The following is a 22,303-nucleotide window of genomic DNA, read 5'->3' as shown; positions in this document are numbered from 1 at the left end:
GATTGCGCTCCACCACTGGCGATTACCTACCCACCGCAGGTGGTGAGCTTCTCGTCCATCAACAGTTCGTAGGATCTGCATCGGTCGCTCGGATCGTATAGGTCGGTCTTGATCAATAGCTCGTCGGCGCCGGTCTCACGAACGAGTGCCCGCAACTGCGGCAGCACGGTTGCGGTTCCCCCGACGAACACGCCGGTCAACTCGTGCTGTGCGTTCCAATTCTTCGAATACCCATGTGCCTCAGCGACTTTCGGACTGGGTAGCCGTATCGGTTGGCCCTGCCGTCGCCGGGCGATCTTCATTCTGAGCGATCCGGCCAGCCACTGGGCTTGCTCGTCGCTTGCGGCGACGATCACCGCCACACTGATCGAAATCCGCGGAGTCGGGCATATCGAGGACGGCTGGAACGTCTGCAAGTAGGTGCGGACCGCCTCCACGGTGTTCATCGGCTTCAGATGGTGCGCGGCGGCGAAAGGGAGCCCGAGGCTTCCAGCGATCCGGGCGGTATGGTCGCTGCTGCCGAGCAGCCAAATCTCGGGCCTGTTGCCTACAGCAGGCACAGCCGCCGCTCGGCCGTCGGCGTGCTCCGTGTCGAATAGCGCCAGCAGTTCTCGGATCTGATCTCCGAACGATTCGGCTGTGCGGTCGTGCTCGCTGCGCACGCGGTCAGCGATTTCACGCGGTCCGCCGAGGGCACGTCCGAGTCCGAGGTCGATACGCCCCGGGTGGAAAGCCTCCAAAGTGCCGAACTGCTCGGCGATCACGAGAGGTGCGTGGTTGGGCAGCATCACCCCGCCTGCTCCGACTCGTATCCGCCGTGTCACCGAGGCCACGCGTTCGGCAACAACTGCTGGTGCTGCGCTGGCCACCCCTGACATCCCGTGATGCTCGGGAACCCAGTACCGGTAGTAGCCGAGTTCGTCGACGAACTGTGCCAGTTCAACGCTGTTACGCAGCGCCATGCGCGCGTTCGATCCCTGCGGGATAGGTGCGGTATCCAGAACCGAGATGCGCACCTCGCGAGAAGAATTCATCGTGCCGAGCACCTTTCCGCGCCGTGACCCCGCGCCGGCCCAGTGGGTTGCCGAGCTGGTTGTCGAGCGTAGTAGGCGGCCTCCATTTCCGCTGGTGGGACGTCGCCGCAGTACGGGTAGAGGCGGCGACGGTTGAACCGGTCGACCCTTCGGCGGTGACGAATTCCACGTGATCGACGGTGCGCCACGGGCCGCGCTGGGACACGAGGCGCGGGGGCACACTCACCCGGCATTCGCTCGAGCGAGCGCTTCATCGGCGAGAGCTACCGCCGCCTCGTCCGGCGCGTACGTGGCCAGCGCGGCGATGAGCTCACGGATCTCGCTGCGAATCGACGGTGGCAGCTGGGCGTGGCGGGCGACGTCGAGCTCGTTGGCGATGGTCAGGATGACGAAATCACGGAGTTCGGATCCTTCGATCGTCTTCGAGCCGCCGGTGAATCTGTCGGTCACGGGCAAGGGTCGTCGGCCGAGCTCACGGTAGGTGCGCGAGCGATCGCATGCGCCGTAGAGGTACACCAGGGCCGCCGCGTCAGGGCCGATGACGTGGTGCAGCCGTCGGCGATCCGTGGTCGGCAGCAGGGCGTGCCGGAGTCCGTCGGTGCCGTATGACGCGTGACAGATCGACGCCAGCCGGGTTCGTGGCGCGGCGTTCCATTCGACCGTGAGGGCGTGCACCCGGCGGAGGTGCTCGAACAGGGTCCCGCCTGGGTGATTGATCTGTTCGGCGCCGAGCGTGCGCTGCAGCTCGAACGCGCATCGGACGACGTCGTCGGTACCGAGCCACTTGGTCGCGTGCGCTGAGACGATGCGCGCGAGTTCCGCCGGGGCGTCGCGAGCGACGAGATGCCCGGCGTCCGGTATGCGGGTAACGGTGACGCGTCGGTTGGCCATGCACAGCCGGTCCACGTCGGCGTCGCCGAGCGGAGACCGTGATCCTCCCCGCACGAGCAGGATGGGCAGGTCCGATGCCGCGACGATCGCGTGGAGTTCGGAGCGGGACGCGAGAATGTCGTCGGCGAGTTCGGTGTTGCGCGCGAGGAGCCCGTGGTCATCGAGCCAGCGGCGGGCCCGATCCGCATCCACATCAGGAACGACGTCCACGAGCACGAGGCCGGCGGCGTGCTGCGCGACGGACGGCTCCGCCAGGGCGGCGACGGCGGCGAACCCGCCGAGGGAGGCGCCCACCACGACGATCGGCGCCGGTTCGCGAACCACCATCTCGATCACGTCGTCGGCGATCGCCCGCAAAGTGGTTGCCCGCCCGGTGCTCTCGCCGTGCCCGCGCAGATCGAAGGCCACCGTCCGCAGTCCGCACTCGGTCATCCCCTCCGCGACCGGTGCCCAGACGTCGCGACGCTCTTCGCCCGCGTGAAGCAGCAGGACCGTGGGGCCCTTGCCGGTCACCGTGGCTCGAAGTGTGACGTCGCTCAGCGTGAGGCTCATGTCTGTCATCGCCGATCCACCTCCGTGCCGAATTTCCCTCTCAGCTCCGTGCTTTCGAACATCGACATGCCCTCTCCGGTCTACCTTGAGCTGTCGAGGTAAAGGTACGCAGTGAAACCTTGGCGAGTCAAGGTAATGTATGGTGGTGACCAACCCGAGAACGCGCAGATCGCCGGACGAAGCCCGCCGGTTGATCCTCGATGCCGCGGCTTCGCTGCTGACCGAGGGAGGCGTCGCCGCTGTACAGGTGCGCGCGGTGGCCGCGCGGGTCGGCATGACCGACGCCGGCGTCACGCATCACTTCGGCAATCGCGAGAAGCTGCTCGCCGAGCTCCTCCGTCACGGTGGACGCCGGCTTCGAGCCGCGCTCCAAGACGTCATCGCCACATGGCTGGAGCACGGCACCGATCTCCTCGACCTCGTCGAGTCTCTCGAGACCGTGTACCGGCGCGGCTACGGCGAACTAGCGGTGGCGCTGCACGCGGCGGGATGGCGCGACCGAGGCGCCGGCATGCTCGACCCGGTCGTCGACGCCCTCCACCGGAGTCGGCCCCCCGGAAGTTCCCTCGACGAGACACGACTCGCGGTCGCGGCCCTGCACCAGGCGATGGCAACCGAGCCCCTCTACGGCAGCGACTTCCGTCGCAGCGCCGGCCTCACCGGCGCCGCAGCACAAAACTCAACCGCTCACCTGCGCTGGTGGGCAAGCCAAATCCAACGCGCACTCGACATCGAACCGGCGCGGCGTTGACCGAGAGCGGTCAGCGCCCATCGGTATCCGCGGTGCACCCTGAATGCGGTGTACGTGCGTAAAGGATGATTCGCGGGTAGTTCTCGGCGGGTGAGCGACGCGGGCGGACGGTGTGATTTACGCGAACGCCTTCGGTTGCGTCCACGTGCCGACCTTCTGGGTCGATCTCTGGGCGCAAGCATCAGTGCCCAACCCGAAAGCCGGTGGAAAATGGGGCATCCTCACCAGCGTCGCGATCGTCATCGCAGTGTGCAGCATGGCGGTCAACAGCGTGGCCCGCACCGAGGCGCTCGCCCGCCTGGCGCTCGTTGCCACGGTTTTCGTCGCGATTTCGCGATCGCCACCGCGCTCTACCTGAACAGCGAGGGCGATGACCTGACACGAGTCGTTTCGTACCCGGCACCCGGGTTCCGTCAAATGCCAGCCCAGCGCGGTGAACGTGATCTTGTCGAGGATCCGGCCTCCCTCCCCGCAGAGCAGAGTCCATAGGCGAGATCGTCATCGGCGGGACGGACCGCGCGGTTCGTGACCAGCGGTCCGTCAACAAGTTCCTGCAACGGCGACCGCAGCGGGATGACCGGCGCGATCACGGCCGACCACCCCTCCTGGTAGTGGTGCCAGCAAACTTTTCAGGGAGGTCACAACTGTCGCGATGTGGCAGATGTGCCAGCAATCGGTCCAGGTCGGAGCGCGTTTCCGCGGGTGGTCTCCGTGTGTGAGAGTGCACTCCAACACGCGGCACGAAAAAGTGTCACCTCTGACGGGAATCGGTGCGCGAGAGGGGACTCGAGTACGGAGGCGCAACAGTAGTGGTGCGAACGTGTATGAGAGTGGTCCCCAATCTAGGTCGCTGGTCGGTAGCAGTCAAGCACGATGTGGTCTTGCCTGTATCGGATGCGGAGTACTGGAACAAGTTTCGAATCGGCTAGCTGATTGCTGATGCCGAATGCCTAGAGCCGTGCCGGATGCGCAGCGGACGGGTCCAACACTGTGGCGCGGGTGGGCGCGGCGTTTGGCGATCGCCCCGAGAAGGTATGGCGGGACAATACGTTCGAAGTGACGGCAGGCGGCTGGCACTCCACAGTTTGCGTATCCCGGATCAACGACAAGCGTTCACTGTGTGATGTGTTAGCGCAGTTGGGGAATGGTTCCTGTGTTCCAGGATCGACACTCGTCACCAGGGGCGGTAGCATCCATCTGCATGGGCGATGGGGGGATACCACTCTCCGGCCAAGATCTCTCGGTCGTGCCGGACAAGGTTCGTGAAGTCGGCACGTATGTCTATGAGCTGGCCGAGGCGCTGCAGGCGGCACTGGATTCGGCGGCGAAGGATGTAGATGCGCTGGTCAACGGTGGTTGGACCGGAGATTTGGCGGCGGAGTTCGGCGATGGCTGGTCGGACATTCGTGACGGCGGCATTCAAATCATTGCTGCGCTGTCGGGGATGGCTGGGAAGCTCGGCGTAACTGCCGATACGTATCAATCGCACGACGAACGCATTGCGTCGACGCTGCAGACGTCGAGTTTGGATCTGCCATGAGCAGCTCTCAGTTTTCGGTCAACTTGGCTCATCTCGATGAGATCGTGGCCCGGTTGTCCGGGCTGTCGGGGTTCATCAGCGAACGGCTCGACGGGATCGATGACAAAGTCGCGGGGCTTACGGGAACCGGCTGGGAGAGTGCTGCGGCGCAGGCGTATGCCCAAGCCCATCGCGAATGGGCTGCGGGCGCACGCGATTTCGTTGACGGCATCCGCGATATCACCGATGCGGCCCGCGAGGCGCATGAACGCTACTCCCATGCCATCGACCTCAACTACAAGATGCTGACAGGGGGATGAGGTGGGGGATCTGTCCACTGACTGGCAGATCTACTACGACGCTGCCAGCAAATGCCATGAACTCGCCGCCGACCTCCGAATTGCAGACACACCCCTACACGATGCCCTCAAAGGCGAATGCGAGGGCATGGCTGGCGACGCCCCTGGCTGCGAGCAGTGGGGCAGGACCTATGACCGCCACGCGCAGGAAACCCTGCAAACCTGCACCAACCTCGCGGACGCTCTGACCAACTTCGGTTACGTGCTCTACGCCACTGGCTACAACTACGGCAAAGCTAACGGCGGCACCCCGACCCGACCGCGCGTCAACGCGCTATCCGAGTACAAGGTGTCGTTTCCGACATCTGTCGGCGCCAACGGTGATGGAATCGGCCAGGACGGTGGAAGCAAGGAGTTCTACGACGAACTGCTCGAGAAGGTCAAAGAGGAGTTCGGAAAACTCCCCAACGGGGACAAAGACAAACTCGCAACTGCCTCGAGCAGATGGAAAGCCTTCGCACAGCACGATGCCGTAACCAAAGCCCCGGAACGCATCAAGACCATCACAGGTCTGTTCGACAACATCACCGACAAGAAGAACTTGGATCCACTGCTCGGGCATCTGAGCACCCTCGGTGCGGGCGCGGACCATCTTGCCGCTGCATCGATGAACATCGCCGCGCCGGTCGGGGAGTACCACACCGGAACCGAAGATCTCCGTAACGGCATCCAAAAAGCCGTCACCAATGCCTTGTGGGCGGCCGGAGCCATCGTCATTACGGGTATCGCGGCGTCGTTGTTCACCGCATGCCTCAGTGATGTCGCGGCCGCCGGGGGAGTCGTCGTGGTGGTCGGAAACACGGTCAGAACCATCAAATCCGTCTACGACGGTATCAAGATCTGGCAGGTTCTCGCCGCCGCGGCAGCAGGCACCGGCGCTGCCGCCGTAGTGACCAGCTTCGACAAGATTCCCTCGATTGGCGACACTCTGACCAAACTCGGCGCCATCATCGCCTTGAAGGTCTATGTCGACGACGAGGCGACACCGCCGCTCAAGTTCGAGCCGTCGCCGAAGCATGGCCCGCAGCAGCGGGGGAACGCTGCACCTGAGCCCACGCATCCTCAGGAAACCCTTGAAAGGTCGGTCCAGATCAAGGAAACCTCCAGCCGTAGAGTGGGCTACGACCCCGAGACCGGTGAGTTCGATGTCTTCGATGAGACCCACAACGACTCCGGCATCTATCACGGTCATCAGAGGAAGTGGGAGGAACTCACCCAAGAGATGCAGAATGCTCTGGTGAAAGCCGGTGTGGTGAACAGGAAGGGCAAGCCGCTATGAGTACCTATCAACGGCTGGATCCGATCGAGCGCAATGAAGCCATCGCGTTGCTCGAATCAGGTGAGGGCCAGGTGGTGGCCGAAACCATTCTCCGATTGGCGCTCCATGATCCAGATGCAGCATGGGTGACCGAGCGGGCCTTGGCCCTCACCGACAGTCCAGACGACGACGTACGTAACAGCGCGTCCACCGCCTTGGGGCACATCGCTCGTATCCATCGCAGCATCGACCGCGACCGTGTCGTGCCCGCCCTCCAGCGCCTTCTGGATGATCCAAAGACCGCTGGCCGGGCTGACGACGCTTTGGACGACATCGCAATGTTCGCCCCACCTGGTGCAGGCGCAGGCTGAGCCATTTGCCGGCCGTCCACGGTGACCGCGGACGCGCCGAACCAGGTGACTTCCAATTTGACTCCACCGAGGCCGGACACCAGGTCAAGATCGCGCTGTGGTGGAGTCCTGCACGCTGCGCTCACAGTATCTGCTGTGTCTGTGCCACAGGTAGCGTAGCGGTGCGACCCGGCATGGCCTGCGCTCTGCCCCCGAGCATTCCCCGGCTGGTCGCCAGCACCCGCACGCCAGGAGCGGTAGCCACGATTCTGCCAACCAGCTCCGCACAGGTGTTCACTGGCATCCAGTCGTCGAGCGAGTGGGCTTCGGAACTGCGCGTGTCGGGCCGATGGACGCCGCCTTCCGAGAACGTGACCGCATCGACCGCATCCTCGCTACGCCTCGGTAACCCGCTCGGTGGCCGCGGTCTAGTGCTTGGATGAGGGACGACTCCGCGGTGGATGCTCGCATGAGGTCATCCTGGTAGAAGTGCATGACAGCTCCACCAGGATGATCGTCATAGCGTGGACCGGTCACATATCCAGCCACCGGTGGCTGATCTGCACGATCAGTAGGCCGAGCGCGGCGGCCGTGCTGCGGAGCAGGGCATAGCCGGCGAGCCTGGCCAGCGCTCGCAGGGTGTGGATGGCTTTGCGGTGGGACATGTTTCCTCCTTCAACGAATCGGCACCGGTGTGGTGACCTGGCCACTACTGAGCCATCCAGTGCATGGTTCCAGCGACATTCCGGACGCCCCCCAAGATCGGAAAATAGGCCGATTACGCTGTTCACGGTGTCAATCTTGGGGCCAGAACAGGTATCCGGCGCGGATCCGCATCGGATGGTTAGACAGCAGAACGAGGCGAGGGGGTCAAAGGAACTCAGAGCGCAGGCGGCCTTCACGGCTGCATTGAAGGAACTCAAGGCCAAGGCGGAGCTCAGCGACAACGGGCGCATCATCCGCTATGGCCGGCAACAGTTTCCGCCGGTCTTGTTCACACCCCAGACGCTTAGCGATTGGTTCACTGGACGGTCAGTGCCCTCCGACAGCCGGAAGTTCAAGGTCTTGATCAAATATCTGCAGGACCAGGCACTGAAGAACTCCGGTCGGCAACCCACCGATCTGCGGCGGTGGGAGCAGTTGCGGCTGCGCGCTCGACAGGAACGCCGTCAGCAGCGAAAAGCCACCCAAGGAAGGCCCGAGGCGCTGCCGCACAATGGCCCAGATCGACCCAGCGGCGGACTGCTGCGGCGCATGGTGGGAGGTCCCAGTCGGGTTCCTCTACTCGACGAGGTCGAATGTGCCTTGTACGTGCAGGCGATACTGCAGACACCGGAATATCGCGTGCAGGCAGTGACCTATGTGGATGTCGACGGCCTACTGGCGATCAATGCCGTGTACGGAGACCAGGTAGGAGACCTCGTCCTGGACGAGTGCGGTGACCTGATCCGCCGCTACTACGAGGACAGAGGCGGATCGGTGTGCCGACTGCGAGGCGATCAATTCGTCGTGGCCCAGACAGGATTCGCGGGTCTGGAGGCAGAGTCGCATGCGGTAAAGGTGGCACAGCTGATCCGAAGGCACGATTGGTCAACGATTTCTCCGGGCCTGTTCGTCAGTGTCGCGGTCTCAGCGGCGATCAGGTCGGCTCGCTCGGACGGGAGATGGTACGACGACGTGCCCACAGTGATTCTGCGGGCGATCTTGGGCGTCAAGGAGGCCAAGCGGCTCGGTACGGACGTGACTTTCGCTCCCCGGGCCTTGCCGCGCCTATCCGGGACTGAGAGACAGCGATGGGAGCGCCGCCTCGGCCAGATAGCCAAGTACTTGTCGGATTGAGGTTCCGACTTATATCTCCGGTAGCGGTTTCGTGGTCGGGGTAGCTGCCCGTAGCGTGCCGCGGCGGGTCGGGTGGTTTGACTCCTGAGGTTCCTGTCGCCGAATGATTCTCGGCTGACTCTGCGGGGGTATGTCGCGCCACCCGGCCTGCGTTCGCGGCGTGACCGATGGGATCGGTCGGGGATTCCTACGATAACGCGCTGACGGAGAACTTCTTCTCCACGCTGACGACCGAACTGGTCTACCGCCGGTCGTGGCGGACCCGCGACGAGGCCGAGAACGCCCTGTTCTCCTACATCGACGGCTGGTACAACACCCAACGCATTCAGAAGAAGCTCGGCTGGAGATCACCCGACGAGTTCGAAGCCAGCTACCATCACCCTGTTCCAGCCGAAAGCTGGTAATCCGCCCTCCAGCAATGCGGGGGTGCCTCTCTATTTTGTCAAGCTGCAGAGGAACAGTCGGCAGGATGTCGACGTCTGTGAGCGTCGTCGGCGATCATGATTCGCCAGATGGTGTTGGACAGGTGTCGTTTCAGGCAGCGCATGGCGGCACGGTGGGACGATCCAGCGGCGACCTTGCGGTCGTAGTAGGCGCGTCCAGCGCTGCCCGGCATTCGGACCTGGACCATGGCGATGGTGTGGAGCGCAGCGTTGAGCTGCCGGTCGCCGTAGCGGCTGAGCCGGTGGCGCCGATGGTCGGCGCTGGCGATCTCAACGGGCGCGGTTCCGTTGTAGGTGGCATACGCGGCTGCGGTCGCGAACCGGGTCGCCAGGCCGGTGCGGCCGATGAGCCGAGCCGCCAGCACCGGACCGATACCGTCGATTGTCCGTAACCGAGTGCCGTGCTCGTCGAGCACCTGATCGATGTCGGACTGGTTGGTGGTCAGCTGCCGGTCGAGGCGTCGAATGTCAGCGATGAGATCCTTGCACAGACTAACGCGAACCCGATCGGACAGCGTTTGTGCCCGCAACCCCCGCAGCGCAGCGGCGGCGGTGTTCGCGCTCAGGCCGGTCGGGGCTCCGCCGGCCAGTAGTTCCCTCAGCAGTGCATGCAGCTGGTTGACTGTGCGGGTCCTGCTGGTGGAGAGGTTGTTTCGTCTCTCGTCCAGCATCCGCAGCGCATCGGAGTGCTCGTCGGGCACGACCGGGCGGCCTTCACCTTGGAGTGCGGCGACGCAGGCCGCTGCGGCAGCATCGATCCGGTCGTTCTTGCGTCGGCCGCCGCGGGACAGCTCCCGCACCCGCGCCGTCGCGGTGGTTGGCATATCCAGCACCGTTTCACCACGTGCGATCAGCCATCGGGCCAGATGGCGTCCGAGCCCGTCGGCGTTCTCCACCGCCCACCGCCGTTGCGGCCACCGCCTGGCCCACGCGATCAGTCGCCGGTATTCGGCCAAGGTGGCCTCTATCCGGACCGAACCGAGATCGATGTTTGTGCTCGGGTCCACCGCGGTGGCGGTGTGAGTGCTCTTGTGCGGATCGACACCGATGACGACCATGGGTAACGGGTCCCTCTCTGCTGTCCGGGTGGGGATCCGCGGCGGACAATCCGACTTCCAGTACCTTTGCCCGTACTTGTGGTCATGCCTCTCTTCGGTCACGCCGCGAACGCAGGCCGGGTGGCGCGACATACCCCCGCAGAGTCAGCCGAGAATCATTCGGCGACAGGAACCTCAGGAGTCAAACCACCCGACCCGCCGCGGCACGCTACGGGCAGCTACCCCGACCACGAAACCGCTACCGGAGATATAAGTCGGAACCTCACGTCGAGGTCGGTCTTGGTCGGTTCGTCGAGGCGGCGATCGCTCCAGGTGTCGAGCAGGCGTTGCAGATGAGTGTTGTAGGTGCGCAGCGTGCCCGGTGAGAGCCGCGCCCGCACCTTCGGAATGACCTCGCCGAAAGTCGGCACCGCCTCGCCGGTGGTGACGAGATCGGCAGGAGAGATTCCCATCCGGGTCAACAACAGTCGCGCGGCGGCGACTGTCTCCGCGTTCGGTGCAGGGTGGGTGAGGGTCGTCATCACTGCACCGCCTGGGCCTGGTTCAGGCTGGGCGCGCACAACTCGTCGAGCGCGGCGGGCGGGTGGATCAGCAATCGCTGACTTACGCGGTGCCCGATCAGCAGTGCTCGGTCGCCGATGAACAGGCTCACCCGCCGCCGGAGCCGGTACGGGATGCGGAAGAACCCGCCTGCGGTCATAGCGACCGGTCCGTCCACGGTCGGCCGGGCCGACAGCACGCCCGAGTCGAGACAGGCCAGTTCCAGACGCGTATCCGGGCGCCAGCCCAGTGCGGTGAAGGCGTGCTTGTCCAGGACACGGCCTGCCTCGCCGAACGGTGCACATGCCGTAGACGATGTTCCGGTCCGCGACGCGCACAACCGGGGGCGCAGAGAGCGGGCCGTGGATGAGTTCCTGCAACGGCGACTGCGGTGGGACGACGGGCGCGATCACCGGCAATCACCCCCGCCAGCAAACCTTTTCGAGGTCGCCGCGACGGCGGAATCCGGCAGATACGCCACAGATCGGCGCAGGTCAGAGCAACGATTCACTGGTCATCCTCCGTGTGTTCAAGTGCACTCGCACACACGGCACGTGAGAACCGCAGATCTGTTGCGAATCTGTGCGCGAGAGGGGACTTGAACCCCTACGTCCGTGGACACCAGAACCTAAATCTGGCGCGTCTGCCAATTTCGCCACTCGCGCTTGATGGTACGACCGTCCAAACTCTACCGGGCGTTTCGCCCATCGCGAAGCATTGGGAGGGTGTGGCGTACTCGTCAGTAACCTTACCTGGGATTATAACGATTTGGACAACCGCAACGTGAGGGGCGCTCATGTTTCGTACGCGTTGGTAACCCGATGGACCAGCGCGTTCAAACATGAGGCGGAGTCATGTTCATCACTGTTCTGGTACGTACGTACTCGAATACTCCTAAGTAATGGCGTCGCCCTGGGGTAAACGTGAGGATTTCCTCATGATTTTGTGCCATCCTCGCCGGTATCAGGCCGATCACCCGCGATCACTCGTGAACCGGTAGGGACCGGCGTGTCGCCGAGGCATGTCGCATGGAGAAGGAAGTCGAAGCGTCTTGACGATCAACGAGAGCACCAAGACCGAGTCCGGACAGAGCACGAAGGTGGTAGCCGCCGCCGGGAAGGCCGCGTCGGGCGGGGCGCGGTCGCCGCTGTTGGATCGTCTGCTCGCCGGCGCGCCGTACGCGCTCGCCTTCGGCGGGCAGGGTGCGCAGTGGCTGAGTGAGCTGGAGGAGATCGGGCGCGACAGCGCGCTGGAGCCGGAGCTGACCGCGCTGGTCAACGAGGCGGCCGCGTTGCTCGAGCCGGTTGCGGCACAGTTGCTGGTGGTCCGTCCGGTCGGCTTCGACCCGATCGGCTGGATGCTCGAGAACGAGCTGGCCGACACCGACGAGGGCGAGGCATCCGCGGCCCCTTCCGAGCATGTACTGCGCTCGGCCGCGGTGTCCATGCCCGGTGTGCTGCTGACCCAGGTGGCGGCCGTGCGGGCGCTGCGTTTGCAGGGTCTTGATCCGGCCGAGCACGCGCCGGTCGCGATCGTCGGACACTCGCAGGGTCTGCTGGCGGCCGCCGCGGTCGAAGCCGGTGGCGCTCGTGACGCGGAGTTGCTCGCGGTGGCCCAGATGATCGGCGCGGCAGCGGGTTTGGTGGCACGGCGGCGCGGGCTGATGCCGGTGGGTGATCGCTCGCCGATGGCCGCGGTGTCGAACGTCGACCCCGAGCAGCTGCGTGCCGTGGTGGCCGAGGTGTGCGCGGGAGTCGATCCGGCCGCCTCCGTGGTGATCTCGATCCGCAACGGGCGGCGCCGCGCGGTGCTGTCCGGACCGCCCGCGCAGCTGGAGCGGGTGCACCAGCGGTGTGCCGAGATCCACGACGAGCAGGCGCGTGAGCGCGACGCCAAAACGCGTGGTGGCTCGGTGTTCGCTCCGGTCTTCGAGGACGTGGCGGTCGACGTCGCGTTCCATCACCCCGCGCTGGCCGACACCGTCGACCTGGTGAGCAGCTGGGCCACCCAGTGCGGCTTGGACGCCGAGCTGGCGGGCCGGCTGGCCCGGGAGATCCTGGTCGACCCGATCGACTGGGTGGACGTCGTCGAGGGTGTGATATCCGCAGGCGCGCAATGGATTCTGGACCTCGGCCCGGGTGATCTGCTGTCTCGCGTCACCGCGGGCACATTGAAGGGCACCGGTCTGGGCATGGTCGCGGCCGCCACCCGTGCGGGCCAGCGCAGCCTGCTCACCCCAGGCGCCGCGCCGGAGCCCGCGACCCCGTGGTCGGCGTTCGCGCCGCAGCCGGTGCGGTTGCCCAACGGGCGCATCGTGGTCGAGACCGCCTTCACCAAGCTGACCGGGCGTTCGCCGATCCTGCTCGCGGGCATGACGCCCACGACGGTCGACGCGAAGATCGTCGCGGCCGCGGCCAACGCGGGCCACTGGGCCGAGCTGGCCGGCGGTGGCCAGGTGACCGAGCAGATCTTCGCCGACCGGGTGGCCGAGCTGAAGAAGCTGCTGCACCCGGGGCGCTCGGTGCAGTTCAACTCGTTGTTCCTCGACCCCTACCTGTGGAAGTTGCAGCTCGGCGGTAAGCGGCTGGTGCAGCGGGCGCGCTCGGCGGGCGCCCCGTTCGACGGCGTCATCGTGACCGCGGGCATTCCGGAGCTGGAGGAAGCCGTCGCGCTGATCCAGGAACTCACCGAGGTCGGCATCTCGCACGTCGCGTTCAAGCCGGGCACGGTCGCCCAGATCCGGGCCGTGCTGCGGATCGCCGACGAGGTGCCGGACTACCCGGTGATCATGCACATCGAGGGCGGCAAGGCCGGTGGGCACCACTCCTGGGAGGACCTGGACGATCTGCTGCTGGCCACCTACGCCGAGCTGCGCAGCCGCGCCAACGTGGTGGTGTGCGTCGGCGGTGGCATCGGAACCCCCGAAAGGGCGACGGAGTACCTCACCGGACAGTGGGCGGTCCAGCACGGCTACCCCGTGATGCCCCTGGACGGTGTACTGGTCGGCACGGCGGCCATGGCCACGCTGGAAGCCACCACCGCGCCGGAGGTCAAGCAACTGCTGGTGGACACTCCCGGCACCCCCGACTGGGTCGGCGCGGGCACCGCGTCCGGCGGGATGGCCTCGGGCCGTAGCCAATTGGGCGCCGACATCCACGAGATCGACAACGCCGCCTCGCGCACCGGCCGTCTGCTGGACGAGGTCGCGGGCGACGCCGACGCGGTCGCGGCGCGCCGCGAGGAGATCATCGCGGCGCTGAACGCCACCGCGAAGCCGTACTTCGGCGACCTGGTCACCATGACCTACCAGGACTGGCTGGAGCGCTACGTCGAGCTCGCGGTCGGCCTGGACCGGCGCAAGGACTTCGACTGCGGCAGCGACCTGGGCGACGCGATCGCCGAGGCCACCAGCTCGGTGTGGCTGGACATCACCTGGCGCGACCGGTTCGCGGAGATGATGCGCCGCACCGAATCCCGGCTGCATCCGGCCGACCGCGGCGAGATCCCCACGCTGTTCGCGAGCGACGAGGACTTCGATGACCCGGTCGCCGCGCTGTGCACCCTGAAGGACGCCTACCCCGCGGCGGAGCAGACCCTGCTGCATCCGGCGGATGTGCCGTTCTTCGTGGCGCTGTGCAAGACCCCGGGCAAGCCGGTGAACTTCGTGCCGGTCGTGGACGCCGACGTGCGCCGCTGGTGGCGCTCGGACTCGCTGTGGCAGGCGCACGATCCGCGCTACTCGGCCGATCAGGTGTGCGTCATTCCCGGCACCGTCTCGGTCGCCGGTATCACGCGGGTCGACGAGCCGGTCGGCGAGCTGCTCGACCGCTTCGAACAGGACACGGCGTACTCGCTGGTGCGCGCGGGCGCGGTGCCCGCAGCGGTGGACGCGCGCCGCACGGCGGGCGTCACCAGCGGCCCGATCGACGCCGTCCTCGCCGCGCCGGACGTCCAGTGGGCAGGCCGCACCACGATCAGCCCGGTGCACCGGCTCGGCGATCTGTCCGAATGGGTCGTCGACGGCACGGGCGCGGTGCATCCGCCCAGCGGCGCGACGCTGGTCGAGACCACCGGCCCCGAGCCGGAGCACGCCTACCTGGAGTTGACCGTTCCGCTGCTGGCGGGCAACGCGGTGCGCATCCGGATCACCGTGCCGGCCTCGGTCCACAACGGCGGCGCCCCGGTCGTCACCGAGGCCGACGCGCACGAGGCCATGGCCGCGCTGCTCGCCGTTGCCGCGGGCCAGGATCTTCCGGAGGTCAAGGGCAAGGTCGCGCACGTGAACCTGGCCTGGACGCCGGACCTGATCGCCGATCACGCCGGCGTCACCGGTTCCGGCCTGCCCGCCTCGCTGAGCACGCTCGGCCGGACCGTGCCCGACGTACTGGTCGGCGCCTGCTGGCCCGCCGTGTTTGCGGTGCTCGGCGCGACCCGCACCGCCAAGGGCGAGAGCGTCATCGAGGGCATGCTCGACCTGGTCCACCTCGACCATCAGGTGCACCTCGCCGCCGACCTGCCCGCCGAGACCAGCGTGCTCGCGGTGCGCGCGGAGGCCGGGGAGACCCTCGACACCGACCTCGGCCGTGTCGTCGAGGTGCACGTGCGGATCACCGCCATGCTGGACAAGCCCGAGACCGGGATGTCGATGCCGGTGCTGGCCACGCTCACCGAGCGGTTCGCGATCCGCGGGCGCACCGGCACCGGCGAACTCACCGATCCGCCACGCGCCGGGGGCACGGTGTCCGACGCGGCCACCGACACTCCGCGCAGGCGTCGTCGCGATGTCACGATCGTGGCTCCGCGCAGCATGCACGCCTTCGCCGCCGTCTCCGGTGACCACAACCCCATCCACACCAGCGATTCCGCCGCGAAGCTCGCCGGGCTCGGCAGCCCGATCGTGCACGGCATGTGGTTGTCGGCCGCCGCGCAGCACGTCGTGTCGGCGGTCGATCCGGCAGGCTCGGTGCCCGCGCGGAGGGTGACCGCGTGGACCACCCGCTTCCTCGGCATGGTCCGCCCCGGCGCGGCGATCGATGTGCGCGTCGAGCGCGTCGCGGTGGACGCGGGCAGCGAGATCGTCGAGGTCTCCTGCCGCACCGAAGGCGAACTGGTGATGACCGCGACCGGTCGCACCGCGGCGCCGAAGACGGTGTACGCCTTCCCCGGACAGGGCATCCAGCGCAAGGGGATGGGGCTGGACGCCCGCTCCCGGTCGAAGGCGGCCAAGGAGATCTGGGAGCGCGCGGACAAGCACACCCGTGCCGCGCTCGGCTTCTCCATCCTGGCCGTGGTGCGCGACAACCCGACCTACCTGAAGGCGCGGGGCGTCGAGCACCGGCACCCCGACGGCGTGCTGCACCTGACCCAGTTCACCCAGGTCGCCATGGCGACCCTCGGTGTCGCCCAGGTGGCGGAACTGCGCGAGGCCGGCGCGTTCGTCGAGGACGCGCTGCTCGCGGGCCACTCGGTGGGCGAGTACAACGCGCTCGCCGCCGTCGCCGGAGTGCTTCCGCTGGAGGCGGTGCTCGAGGTCGTGTTCCAGCGCGGTTCCGCGATGCACGAGCTGGTGCCGCGTGACTCGCAGGGGCGCAGCGACTATCGGATGGCCGCGATCCGGCCCTCGCAGATCGGACTGCCCGACGGCGAGGTCGTCGACTTCGTCAAGGAGATCGGTGACCGGGTCGGGGAGTTCCTCGAGGTGGTCAACCTGAACCTGCGCGGTTCGCAGTACGCGATCGCGGGCACGGTGGCCGGGCTGGACGCGCTGGAGCAGGAGATCGACCGTCGCCGTGCCGAATTCGGCGGCAAGCGGGCGTTCATCCTGGTCCCCGGCATCGACGTGCCGTTCCACTCGACGGTGCTGCGCAAGGGCGTGCCGGAGTTCCGGCAGAAGCTCGAACAGCTGCTGCCGGTGGACCTGCGCCCGGAGGTGCTGGTCGGCCGCTACATCCCGAACCTGGTGCCGAGGCTGTTCTCGCTCGAGCGGGCGTTCGTCCAGGAGATCGCGGACCTGGTGCCGTCCGAACCGCTCGCGGAGGTGCTGGCCGACTTCGACAGCTGGGCGGCCCGCCCGACCGAGCTGTGCCGCGTGGTGCTGATCGAGTTGCTCGCCTGGCAGTTCGCCAGCCCGGTGCGCTGGATCGAGACGCAGGACCTGCTGTTCACCGACCCCATGCACGGCGGCCTCGGCATCGAGCGGTTCGTCGAGATCGGTCTCGGCGCGACGCCGACGGTGGCCAACCTGGCCTCCCAGACGCTGAAGCTGCCCGCGTTCCGCGGCGCTACGGTCGAGGTGGTCAACATCGAGCGCGAGGCGGCGATCGTCTACGCGACCGACACCGATCCCGCGCCGGTCGACGAGCCCATGGAGGAGTCGCCCGCCACCGCGCCTGCGGCAGCGGCAGCGGCCGCCCCGGTCGCCGCGCCCGCCCCCAGCTCGGGCGGCCCGCGTCCGGATGACATCGCGTTCACCGCCGCCGACGCCACCCGCGTGCTGATCGCGCTGTGGACCAAGCTGCGGCTGGACCAGATCGGTCCGGTGGACACCATCGAGGGCCTCTGCGACGGTGTGTCCTCCCGGCGCAACCAACTGCTGGTCGATCTCGGCTCCGAGCTGTCGCTCGGCGCGATCGACGGCGCGGCCGACGCCGACATGGGCGCGCTGTCCGCGACGGTGGAGCGGCTGGCCCGCACCTACCGTCCCTTCGGCACCGTGCTCACCGACGCCATCGGCGATCATCTGCGCAAAGTCTTCGGCCCGTCCGGCAAGCGCCCCGCCGCCATCACCGATCGGGTGAAGAAGGTCTGGGAACTCGGCGACGGCTGGGCCAGCCACGTGACGGCCGAGGTGTCGCTGGGCACCAGGGAAGGCACCAGCGTGCGGGGCGGTGACCTGGGCGGGCTGGTCTCCGGCGCGCTGGGCGACGCCGCCTCGGTGGACGCGGCCATCGACGCCGCCGTGCAGGCCGTCGCGGCCCGCCGCGGTGTCGCGGTATCGCTGCCCTCGGCGGGCGGCGGTGGCGGTGCGACCGTCGACGCCGCCGCGCTGGGTGAGTTCACCGAGCAGATCACCGGACGCGACGGCGTGCTGGCCACGGCCGCGCGCGTCGTGCTCGAACAGCTCGGCCTGTCCGAGCGGGTCTCCGCGCCGGAGGCGTCCGAGGACTCCCTGGTCGATCTGGTGTCGGCCGAACTGGGTTCGGACTGGCCGCGTCTGGTCGCGCCCGCGTTCGACGCGCGCAAGGCGGTGCTGCTGGACGACCGGTGGGCCACGGCGCGCGAGGATCTGGCCCGGCTGTGGCTGGCCGACGACGCGGGCAGCGCGAACGGACCGGTCACCGGTTTCCTCGGGGCCGGCGAAGCCGTTGCCGCGCAGGCGAACTGGTGGCGGCAGCGGGCGATGCACGAGGCCCGTTCGGTGCTCGCCGGGCTGTACGAGCGCATCGCCGAGGCGGCGCTGAGCGCCGAAGAGCCCGGCCTGTGGTCCTCCGACATCGCGGTGATCACCGGCGCCAGCAAGGGATCCATCGCCGCGGCGGCGACCGGCATCCTGCTCAGCGGCGGCGCCACGGTGGTGGTGACCACCTCGGCGCTGAACGACGAACGCCTCGCCTTCTACCGGAAGCTGTACCGGGACAACGCCCGCCACGGCGCGGCCCTGTGGGTCGTGCCCGCCAACATGGCGTCCTACCAGGACGTCGACGCGTTGATCGACTGGATCGGCACCGAGCAGGTGGACAGCGCGGGCGGTGCGAAGATCAAGATCAAGGACGCGATGACGCCGACGTTGCTGCTGCCGTTCGCGGCGCCGCGGGTGGCCGGTGACCTCGCCGACGCGGGCGCTCGCGCCGAAATGGAAATGCGAGTGCTGCTCTGGTCGGTCGAGCGGCTGATCGGTGGACTGTCCAAGCTGGGCGCCGATCACGACGTCGACGCGAAACTGCATGTGGTGCTTCCGGGTTCGCCCAACCGCGGCATGTTCGGCGGCGACGGCGCCTACGGCGAGTCGAAGGCGGCGCTGGACGCGGTGGTCGCCAAGTGGCGGGCCGAGAAGTCGTGGTCGACCCGGGTCACCCTGGTGCACGCGCTGATCGGCTGGGTGCGCGGCACCGGCCTGATGGGCCACAACGACCCGATGGTCGAGGCGGTCGAGAAGGCGGGCGTGCAGACCTGGTCCACCGCCGAGATGGCCGCCGAGCTGCTCAAGTGGTGCACGTCGCGGGCGCGTCAGGTGACCGCGAGCGGCCCGCAGCAGATCGACCTGACCGGCGGATTGGCCAGGGCCAAGCTGGACCTGCCCGAGCTGGCCAAGCAGGCCGCGGAGCAGGCGGAGGCGCAGACCGACGCCGACGCCGACGCCGGGCGCACGATCGCAGCGCTGCCCGCGCCGCCGACGGTGACCTCCGCGCTTCCGGTGCCCGAGTGGGGCGAGGTGACCGCGGATCCGGCCGACATGGTGGTCATCGTCGGCGCGGGCGAGCTCGGGCCGTACGGCTCGGCGCGCACCCGCTTCGAGATGGAGGTCTCCGACGAGCTGTCGGCGGCGGGCGTGCTGGAGCTGGCCTGGACCACCGGCATGGTGGCCTGGGAGAACGACCCGAAGCCGGGCTGGTACGACACCGACTCCGGCGACTACGTACCGGAGCACGAGCTGGCCGAGCGCTACCACGACGCGGTGGTCGCCCGCTGCGGTGTGCGCCGCTACGAAGACGACGGCGCCATGACCGACAACTCGGCGCCCCTGATGACCTCGGTCTTCCTCGACCAGGATCTGTCGTTCACGGTGGGCGGCGAGGCCGAGGCCCGCGCCTTCCACGCCGCCGATCCGGAGCACACGGTCATCACGCCGGTCGCCGATTCCGGCGACTGGACCGTGACGCGCAAGGCGGGCACCGAGATCCGCGTGCCGCGCCGGGCGAAGCTGTCGCGCACCGTCGGTGGCCAGATCCCGACCGGCTGGGACCCCACCATCTGGGGCATCTCGCCCGATATGGCCGCCTCGGTGGACCGGGTCGCGCTGTGGAACATCGTGTGCACGGTGGACGCGTTCATCGGCTCCGGCTTCAGTCCCGCGGAACTGATGAGCTGGGTGCACCCCTCGCTGGTCGCCAACACGCAGGGCACCGGCATGGGCGGCATGTCCTCGATGCGCTCGCTGTACATCGACAACCTGCTCGGTGAGTCGCGCCCGAACGACATCCTGCAGGAGGCGCTGCCGAACGTGGCGCTGGCGCACGTGGTGCAGTCCTACGTCGGCAGCTACGGCGCGATGGTGCACCCGGTGGCGGCCTGCGCCACCGCCGCGGTGTCGGTCGAGGAGGGCGTCGACAAGATCCGCCTCGGCAAGGCCGACCTGGTCGTGGCAGGCGGTTACGACGATCTCGGCATCGAAGGCATCGTCGGCTTCGGTGACATGTCGGCCACCGCGGATTCCGCGGCCATGAGCGCCAAGGGCATCAGCGACCGGTACTTCTCCCGCGCCAACGACCGCCGCCGCGGCGGGTTCATCGAATCGCAGGGCGGTGGAACGGTGCTCCTGGCGCGCGGCAGCGTCGCGCTGGAGATGGGCCTGCCGGTGCTGGGCGTTGTGGCCTACGCCCAGTCCTTCGCGGACGGCGTGCACACCTCCATCCCGGCTCCGGGCCTGGGCGCGCTGGGTGCCGGTCGCGGCGGGACCGAATCCAGGCTGGCGGTCGAATTGCGCAAGCTCGGCGTGACCCCGGACGAGATCGCGGTGGTGTCCAAGCACGACACCTCCACGGCCGCCAACGACCCGAACGAGTCCGAGCTGCACGAGCGCCTCGCCACGGCCATCGGACGCTCGGACGGCGCTCCGCTGTTCGTGGTGTCGCAGAAGACCCTCACCGGGCACGCGAAGGGCGGCGCGGCGGCTTTCCAGCTCATCGGCTTGTGCCAGGTGCTGGAGCAGGGCGTCATCCCGCCCAACCGCAGCCTGGACTGCGTCGACGAGAAGATGCGGCCGTACCCGCACCTGGTGTGGCTGCGTGAAGCGCTGCACCTGGGCGATCGGCTTCCGCTGAAGGCCGGTCTGGTCACCTCGCTCGGCTTCGGCCATGTGAACGGTCTGCTGGCGATCGTGCACCCGCAGGCGTTCATCCAGGCCATCGAGCCGGGGCGGCGCGACGAGTACCAGCGCAGGGCGCAGGAGCGTCAGCTGAGCGGCCGCCAGCGGTTTGTGGAGGCCATGTGCGGCGGCGCGCCGCTGTACGAGCGTCCGGCCGACCGCAGGCTCGGCGGGGAAGGCACACCGTCCGGCCGAGCCCGGCAGCTGGAGGCCGAGATGCTGCTCTCGCAAGAGGCGCGCCTGGCGCAGGACGGCGCGTACCGGGCGAACGGCCCGGGATGCGCGTAACCGGTAGCGCGGCGGGGCAACCCGTCGCGCCGGGTTCGCGCCCGGGCTCGCCGAGTAGGTCGTAGGCTGCCCGCCTATGACGATCCTCGGTATCGGCTTGGACTTGGTGACCATCTCCGAGTTCGCCGAACAGCTCGAACGCGCCGGAACCACCATGCTCCGGGAAAGCTTCACCGCGGGTGAGCGGCGCTACTGCCAGAGCAAGGGAACCGATCCGGCGCGCAGCTACGCGGCGCGGTGGGCGGCGAAGGAGGCGGTGCTCAAAGCCTGGGCATCGTCGCGGTTCGCCCGCCGCCCGCAGATCGGGGACAACCCCTATCCGCTGATCGAGGTGGTCAACGACGCGTGGGGCAGGCCGAGCATCAAGCTGCACGGCCTGGCCGCCGAGTTCCTGCCCCGGGTCCGGGTTCACCTGTCGCTGACACACGACGGCGACACGGCCGCCGCGATGGTGGTGCTCGAGGACCCGGGCGAGCTGGCCGACCTCATCGAAGGCCGCGACAGCGCGGGCTGAGCCGCGCGGTGGTCCCGGTTCCCGCCGGGACCACCCGCTATCGTTCGCTGCCGGTGCGCGATTCCTTCTCCGCGACGAGCAGGTAGGCGACCATCAGCCGCTTGAGTTCGGCGACGGCTTCGACGCTGCTCTGCTCGTCCTGCACCGAGAAATTGAGCATCGAATAGACCACGTGCACCAGCACTTCTGCCATCATGGTGCGCCGTACCCGCGGGGTGCGCGGGGTGAGCGGCCGCAGCATCTGCGACACGACCTCGGCGAACTGCTTCTCGTGGATCGCGCCGGTGGCCCGGGTGGACGGGGTGGACTGCATGGCCAGCCACACTTCCCGCCGGGACGGGTCGGTCATCCAGAGGTTGGCCAGGTGGTCGACGAACTGGTTCATGTGCCGCAACCAGTCCAGCGACGGGATCTCGCCGTGGAAGTCGGCCAGCTCCTGGGAAACGGCAACCAGGTCTTGACGATTCAGCTCACAGACGATGACGTACTTGTTGGCGAAGAACTGATACAGCGTGCCGATCGGCACCTCGGCCCTGGCCGCCACCTCCTCACAGGTGAACGACTCGAACCCGACCTCGACGAGCAGTTCCCTGGACGCCTGGAGTAAGGCGTCGAACTTTCGTTTGCTGCGTTCCTGCGTCGGCCGGCGTCGCGGCATGAGCTCCTGTGGGTCGTCCTGCAGCTCCAACGCAGGGTCCAGACGGTGCTTCGACCTGGCCTCCGCGCGTACTTCCACGCATCCAGGCTAACGGTAGGGGCACGCCTGCGATACGCGCGTCCGCCGTTCGAGTCCAGGCGGCTGGATTTCCGCTACCCATCCGTA

At 67.6% G+C, this 22,303-nt stretch carries 17 protein-coding genes and 1 tRNA gene; 10 read left to right on the top strand and 8 right to left on the bottom strand.

What is annotated here, in order from left to right; translation table 11 throughout:
* Positions 1 to 26: 26 nt before the first annotated feature.
* Positions 27 to 1,046, bottom strand: a complete 1,020-nt coding sequence (locus LTT66_RS05280; RefSeq protein ID WP_233064611.1) for an LLM class flavin-dependent oxidoreductase — start codon at positions 1,044 to 1,046, stop codon at positions 27 to 29.
* A 210-nt stretch (positions 1,047 to 1,256) separates the two neighbouring features.
* On the bottom strand, positions 1,257 to 2,486 hold the full coding sequence (locus LTT66_RS05270) for an alpha/beta fold hydrolase (protein ID WP_233064609.1): 1,230 nt from the start codon (positions 2,484 to 2,486) through the stop codon (positions 1,257 to 1,259).
* 130 nt (positions 2,487 to 2,616) lie between these two features.
* On the opposite strand from LTT66_RS05270, the gene LTT66_RS05265 reads away from it, so the two are divergent.
* The 6 genes from LTT66_RS05265 (at position 2,617) to LTT66_RS05240 (ending at position 6,735) form a co-directional block, all read left to right on the top strand.
* Positions 2,617 to 3,228 carry a TetR/AcrR family transcriptional regulator gene (locus tag LTT66_RS05265; RefSeq protein WP_233064600.1) on the top strand — a complete coding sequence of 204 codons (612 nt, stop codon included), beginning with the start codon at positions 2,617 to 2,619 and terminating at the stop codon, positions 3,226 to 3,228.
* 145 nt (positions 3,229 to 3,373) lie between these two features.
* A complete protein-coding gene (locus LTT66_RS05260; protein WP_233064598.1) occupies positions 3,374 to 3,586 on the top strand; it encodes a hypothetical protein in 213 nt (70 codons plus the stop codon).
* 843 nt (positions 3,587 to 4,429) lie between these two features.
* A complete protein-coding gene (locus LTT66_RS05255; protein ID WP_233064589.1) occupies positions 4,430 to 4,768 on the top strand; it encodes a WXG100 family type VII secretion target in 339 nt (112 codons plus the stop codon).
* Positions 4,765 to 5,067: a WXG100 family type VII secretion target gene (locus tag LTT66_RS05250; RefSeq protein ID WP_233064587.1), complete on the top strand. Its 303-nt coding sequence runs from the start codon at positions 4,765 to 4,767 to the stop codon at positions 5,065 to 5,067. The genes LTT66_RS05255 and LTT66_RS05250 overlap by 4 nt, the downstream gene beginning before the upstream one ends.
* Position 5,068: 1 nt before the next feature.
* Positions 5,069 to 6,385 carry a hypothetical protein gene (locus tag LTT66_RS05245; protein WP_233064584.1) on the top strand — a complete coding sequence of 439 codons (1,317 nt, stop codon included), beginning with the start codon at positions 5,069 to 5,071 and terminating at the stop codon, positions 6,383 to 6,385.
* The gene (locus LTT66_RS05240) at positions 6,382 to 6,735 is read left to right on the top strand and encodes a hypothetical protein (protein ID WP_233064582.1); all 354 of its coding nucleotides are present in this window, start codon (positions 6,382 to 6,384) and stop codon (positions 6,733 to 6,735) included. Before LTT66_RS05245 ends, LTT66_RS05240 begins: the two co-directional genes overlap by 4 nt.
* A gap of 512 nt (positions 6,736 to 7,247) precedes the next feature.
* On the opposite strand, the gene LTT66_RS37045 is transcribed toward LTT66_RS05240, so the two are convergent.
* A complete protein-coding gene (locus LTT66_RS37045; RefSeq protein WP_269821996.1) occupies positions 7,248 to 7,379 on the bottom strand; it encodes a hypothetical protein in 132 nt (43 codons plus the stop codon).
* Positions 7,380 to 7,506: 127 nt separating this feature from the next.
* On the opposite strand from LTT66_RS37045, the gene LTT66_RS05235 reads away from it, so the two are divergent.
* Positions 7,507 to 8,553: a GGDEF domain-containing protein gene (locus LTT66_RS05235; RefSeq protein ID WP_233064579.1), complete on the top strand. Its 1,047-nt coding sequence runs from the start codon at positions 7,507 to 7,509 to the stop codon at positions 8,551 to 8,553.
* Positions 8,554 to 8,720: 167 nt separating this feature from the next.
* Positions 8,721 to 8,957 (top strand): IS3 family transposase, encoded by a 237-nt coding sequence (locus LTT66_RS05230; RefSeq protein ID WP_233064577.1) that lies wholly within the window; start codon positions 8,721 to 8,723, stop codon positions 8,955 to 8,957.
* 38 nt (positions 8,958 to 8,995) lie between these two features.
* Here the strand turns inward: LTT66_RS05230 and LTT66_RS05225 are convergent, their stop codons facing one another.
* The 4 genes from LTT66_RS05225 to LTT66_RS05210 all read right to left on the bottom strand — a co-directional run bounded on the left by LTT66_RS05225 (position 8,996) and on the right by LTT66_RS05210 (position 11,259).
* Positions 8,996 to 10,054 carry an IS110 family RNA-guided transposase gene (locus LTT66_RS05225; RefSeq protein ID WP_233064575.1) on the bottom strand — a complete coding sequence of 353 codons (1,059 nt, stop codon included), beginning with the start codon at positions 10,052 to 10,054 and terminating at the stop codon, positions 8,996 to 8,998.
* Positions 10,055 to 10,272: 218 nt separating this feature from the next.
* Positions 10,273 to 10,575, bottom strand: coding sequence for a hypothetical protein (locus LTT66_RS05220; protein ID WP_233064573.1), 303 nt, complete (start codon positions 10,573 to 10,575; stop codon positions 10,273 to 10,275).
* Positions 10,575 to 10,934 carry a hypothetical protein gene (locus tag LTT66_RS05215; RefSeq protein ID WP_233064571.1) on the bottom strand — a complete coding sequence of 120 codons (360 nt, stop codon included), beginning with the start codon at positions 10,932 to 10,934 and terminating at the stop codon, positions 10,575 to 10,577. The genes LTT66_RS05220 and LTT66_RS05215 overlap by 1 nt, the downstream gene beginning before the upstream one ends.
* A 243-nt stretch (positions 10,935 to 11,177) precedes the next feature.
* Positions 11,178 to 11,259: transfer RNA gene (locus tag LTT66_RS05210), tRNA-Leu, on the bottom strand.
* Positions 11,260 to 11,645: 386 nt separating this feature from the next.
* On the opposite strand from LTT66_RS05210, the gene LTT66_RS05205 reads away from it, so the two are divergent.
* Complete coding sequence (locus LTT66_RS05205) at positions 11,646 to 20,966, top strand: type I polyketide synthase (RefSeq protein ID WP_233064570.1); 9,321 nt, start codon at positions 11,646 to 11,648, stop codon at positions 20,964 to 20,966.
* A gap of 76 nt (positions 20,967 to 21,042) precedes the next feature.
* The gene (acpS, locus tag LTT66_RS05200; protein ID WP_043721202.1) at positions 21,043 to 21,480 is read left to right on the top strand and encodes a holo-ACP synthase AcpS; all 438 of its coding nucleotides are present in this window, start codon (positions 21,043 to 21,045) and stop codon (positions 21,478 to 21,480) included.
* 37 nt (positions 21,481 to 21,517) lie between these two features.
* Here the strand turns inward: acpS and LTT66_RS05195 are convergent, their stop codons facing one another.
* Positions 21,518 to 22,138 (bottom strand): TetR/AcrR family transcriptional regulator, encoded by a 621-nt coding sequence (locus LTT66_RS05195; protein WP_233069009.1) that lies wholly within the window; start codon positions 22,136 to 22,138, stop codon positions 21,518 to 21,520.
* Positions 22,139 to 22,303: the final 165 nt, after the last annotated feature.

Source organism: Nocardia gipuzkoensis, assembly GCF_021183645.1.
GTDB classification, from domain to species: Bacteria; Actinomycetota; Actinomycetes; order Mycobacteriales; family Mycobacteriaceae; genus Nocardia; species Nocardia abscessus.
Note: the sequence above shows the minus strand (reverse complement) of the source record. Positions and strands in the feature narration are given on the sequence as shown.

Bases quoted from the DNA above. Each gene is read 5' to 3' on its own strand.
- LTT66_RS05270 (WP_233064609.1), bottom strand. From the start codon at position 2,486: ATGACAGACATGAGCCTCACGCTGAGCGACGTCACACTTCGAGCCACG.
- LTT66_RS05265 (WP_233064600.1), top strand. From the start codon at position 2,617: ATGGTGGTGACCAACCCGAGAACGCGCAGATCGCCGGACGAAGCCCGC.
- LTT66_RS05255 (WP_233064589.1), top strand. From the start codon at position 4,430: ATGGGCGATGGGGGGATACCACTCTCCGGCCAAGATCTCTCGGTCGTG.
- LTT66_RS05250 (WP_233064587.1), top strand. From the start codon at position 4,765: ATGAGCAGCTCTCAGTTTTCGGTCAACTTGGCTCATCTCGATGAGATC.
- LTT66_RS05240 (WP_233064582.1), top strand. From the start codon at position 6,382: ATGAGTACCTATCAACGGCTGGATCCGATCGAGCGCAATGAAGCCATC.
- LTT66_RS37045 (WP_269821996.1), bottom strand. From the start codon at position 7,379: ATGTCCCACCGCAAAGCCATCCACACCCTGCGAGCGCTGGCCAGGCTC.
- LTT66_RS05230 (WP_233064577.1), top strand. From the start codon at position 8,721: ATGGGATCGGTCGGGGATTCCTACGATAACGCGCTGACGGAGAACTTC.
- LTT66_RS05225 (WP_233064575.1), bottom strand. From the start codon at position 10,054: ATGGTCGTCATCGGTGTCGATCCGCACAAGAGCACTCACACCGCCACC.
- LTT66_RS05220 (WP_233064573.1), bottom strand. From the start codon at position 10,575: ATGACGACCCTCACCCACCCTGCACCGAACGCGGAGACAGTCGCCGCC.
- acpS (WP_043721202.1), top strand. From the start codon at position 21,043: ATGACGATCCTCGGTATCGGCTTGGACTTGGTGACCATCTCCGAGTTC.
- LTT66_RS05195 (WP_233069009.1), bottom strand. From the start codon at position 22,138: ATGCCGCGACGCCGGCCGACGCAGGAACGCAGCAAACGAAAGTTCGAC.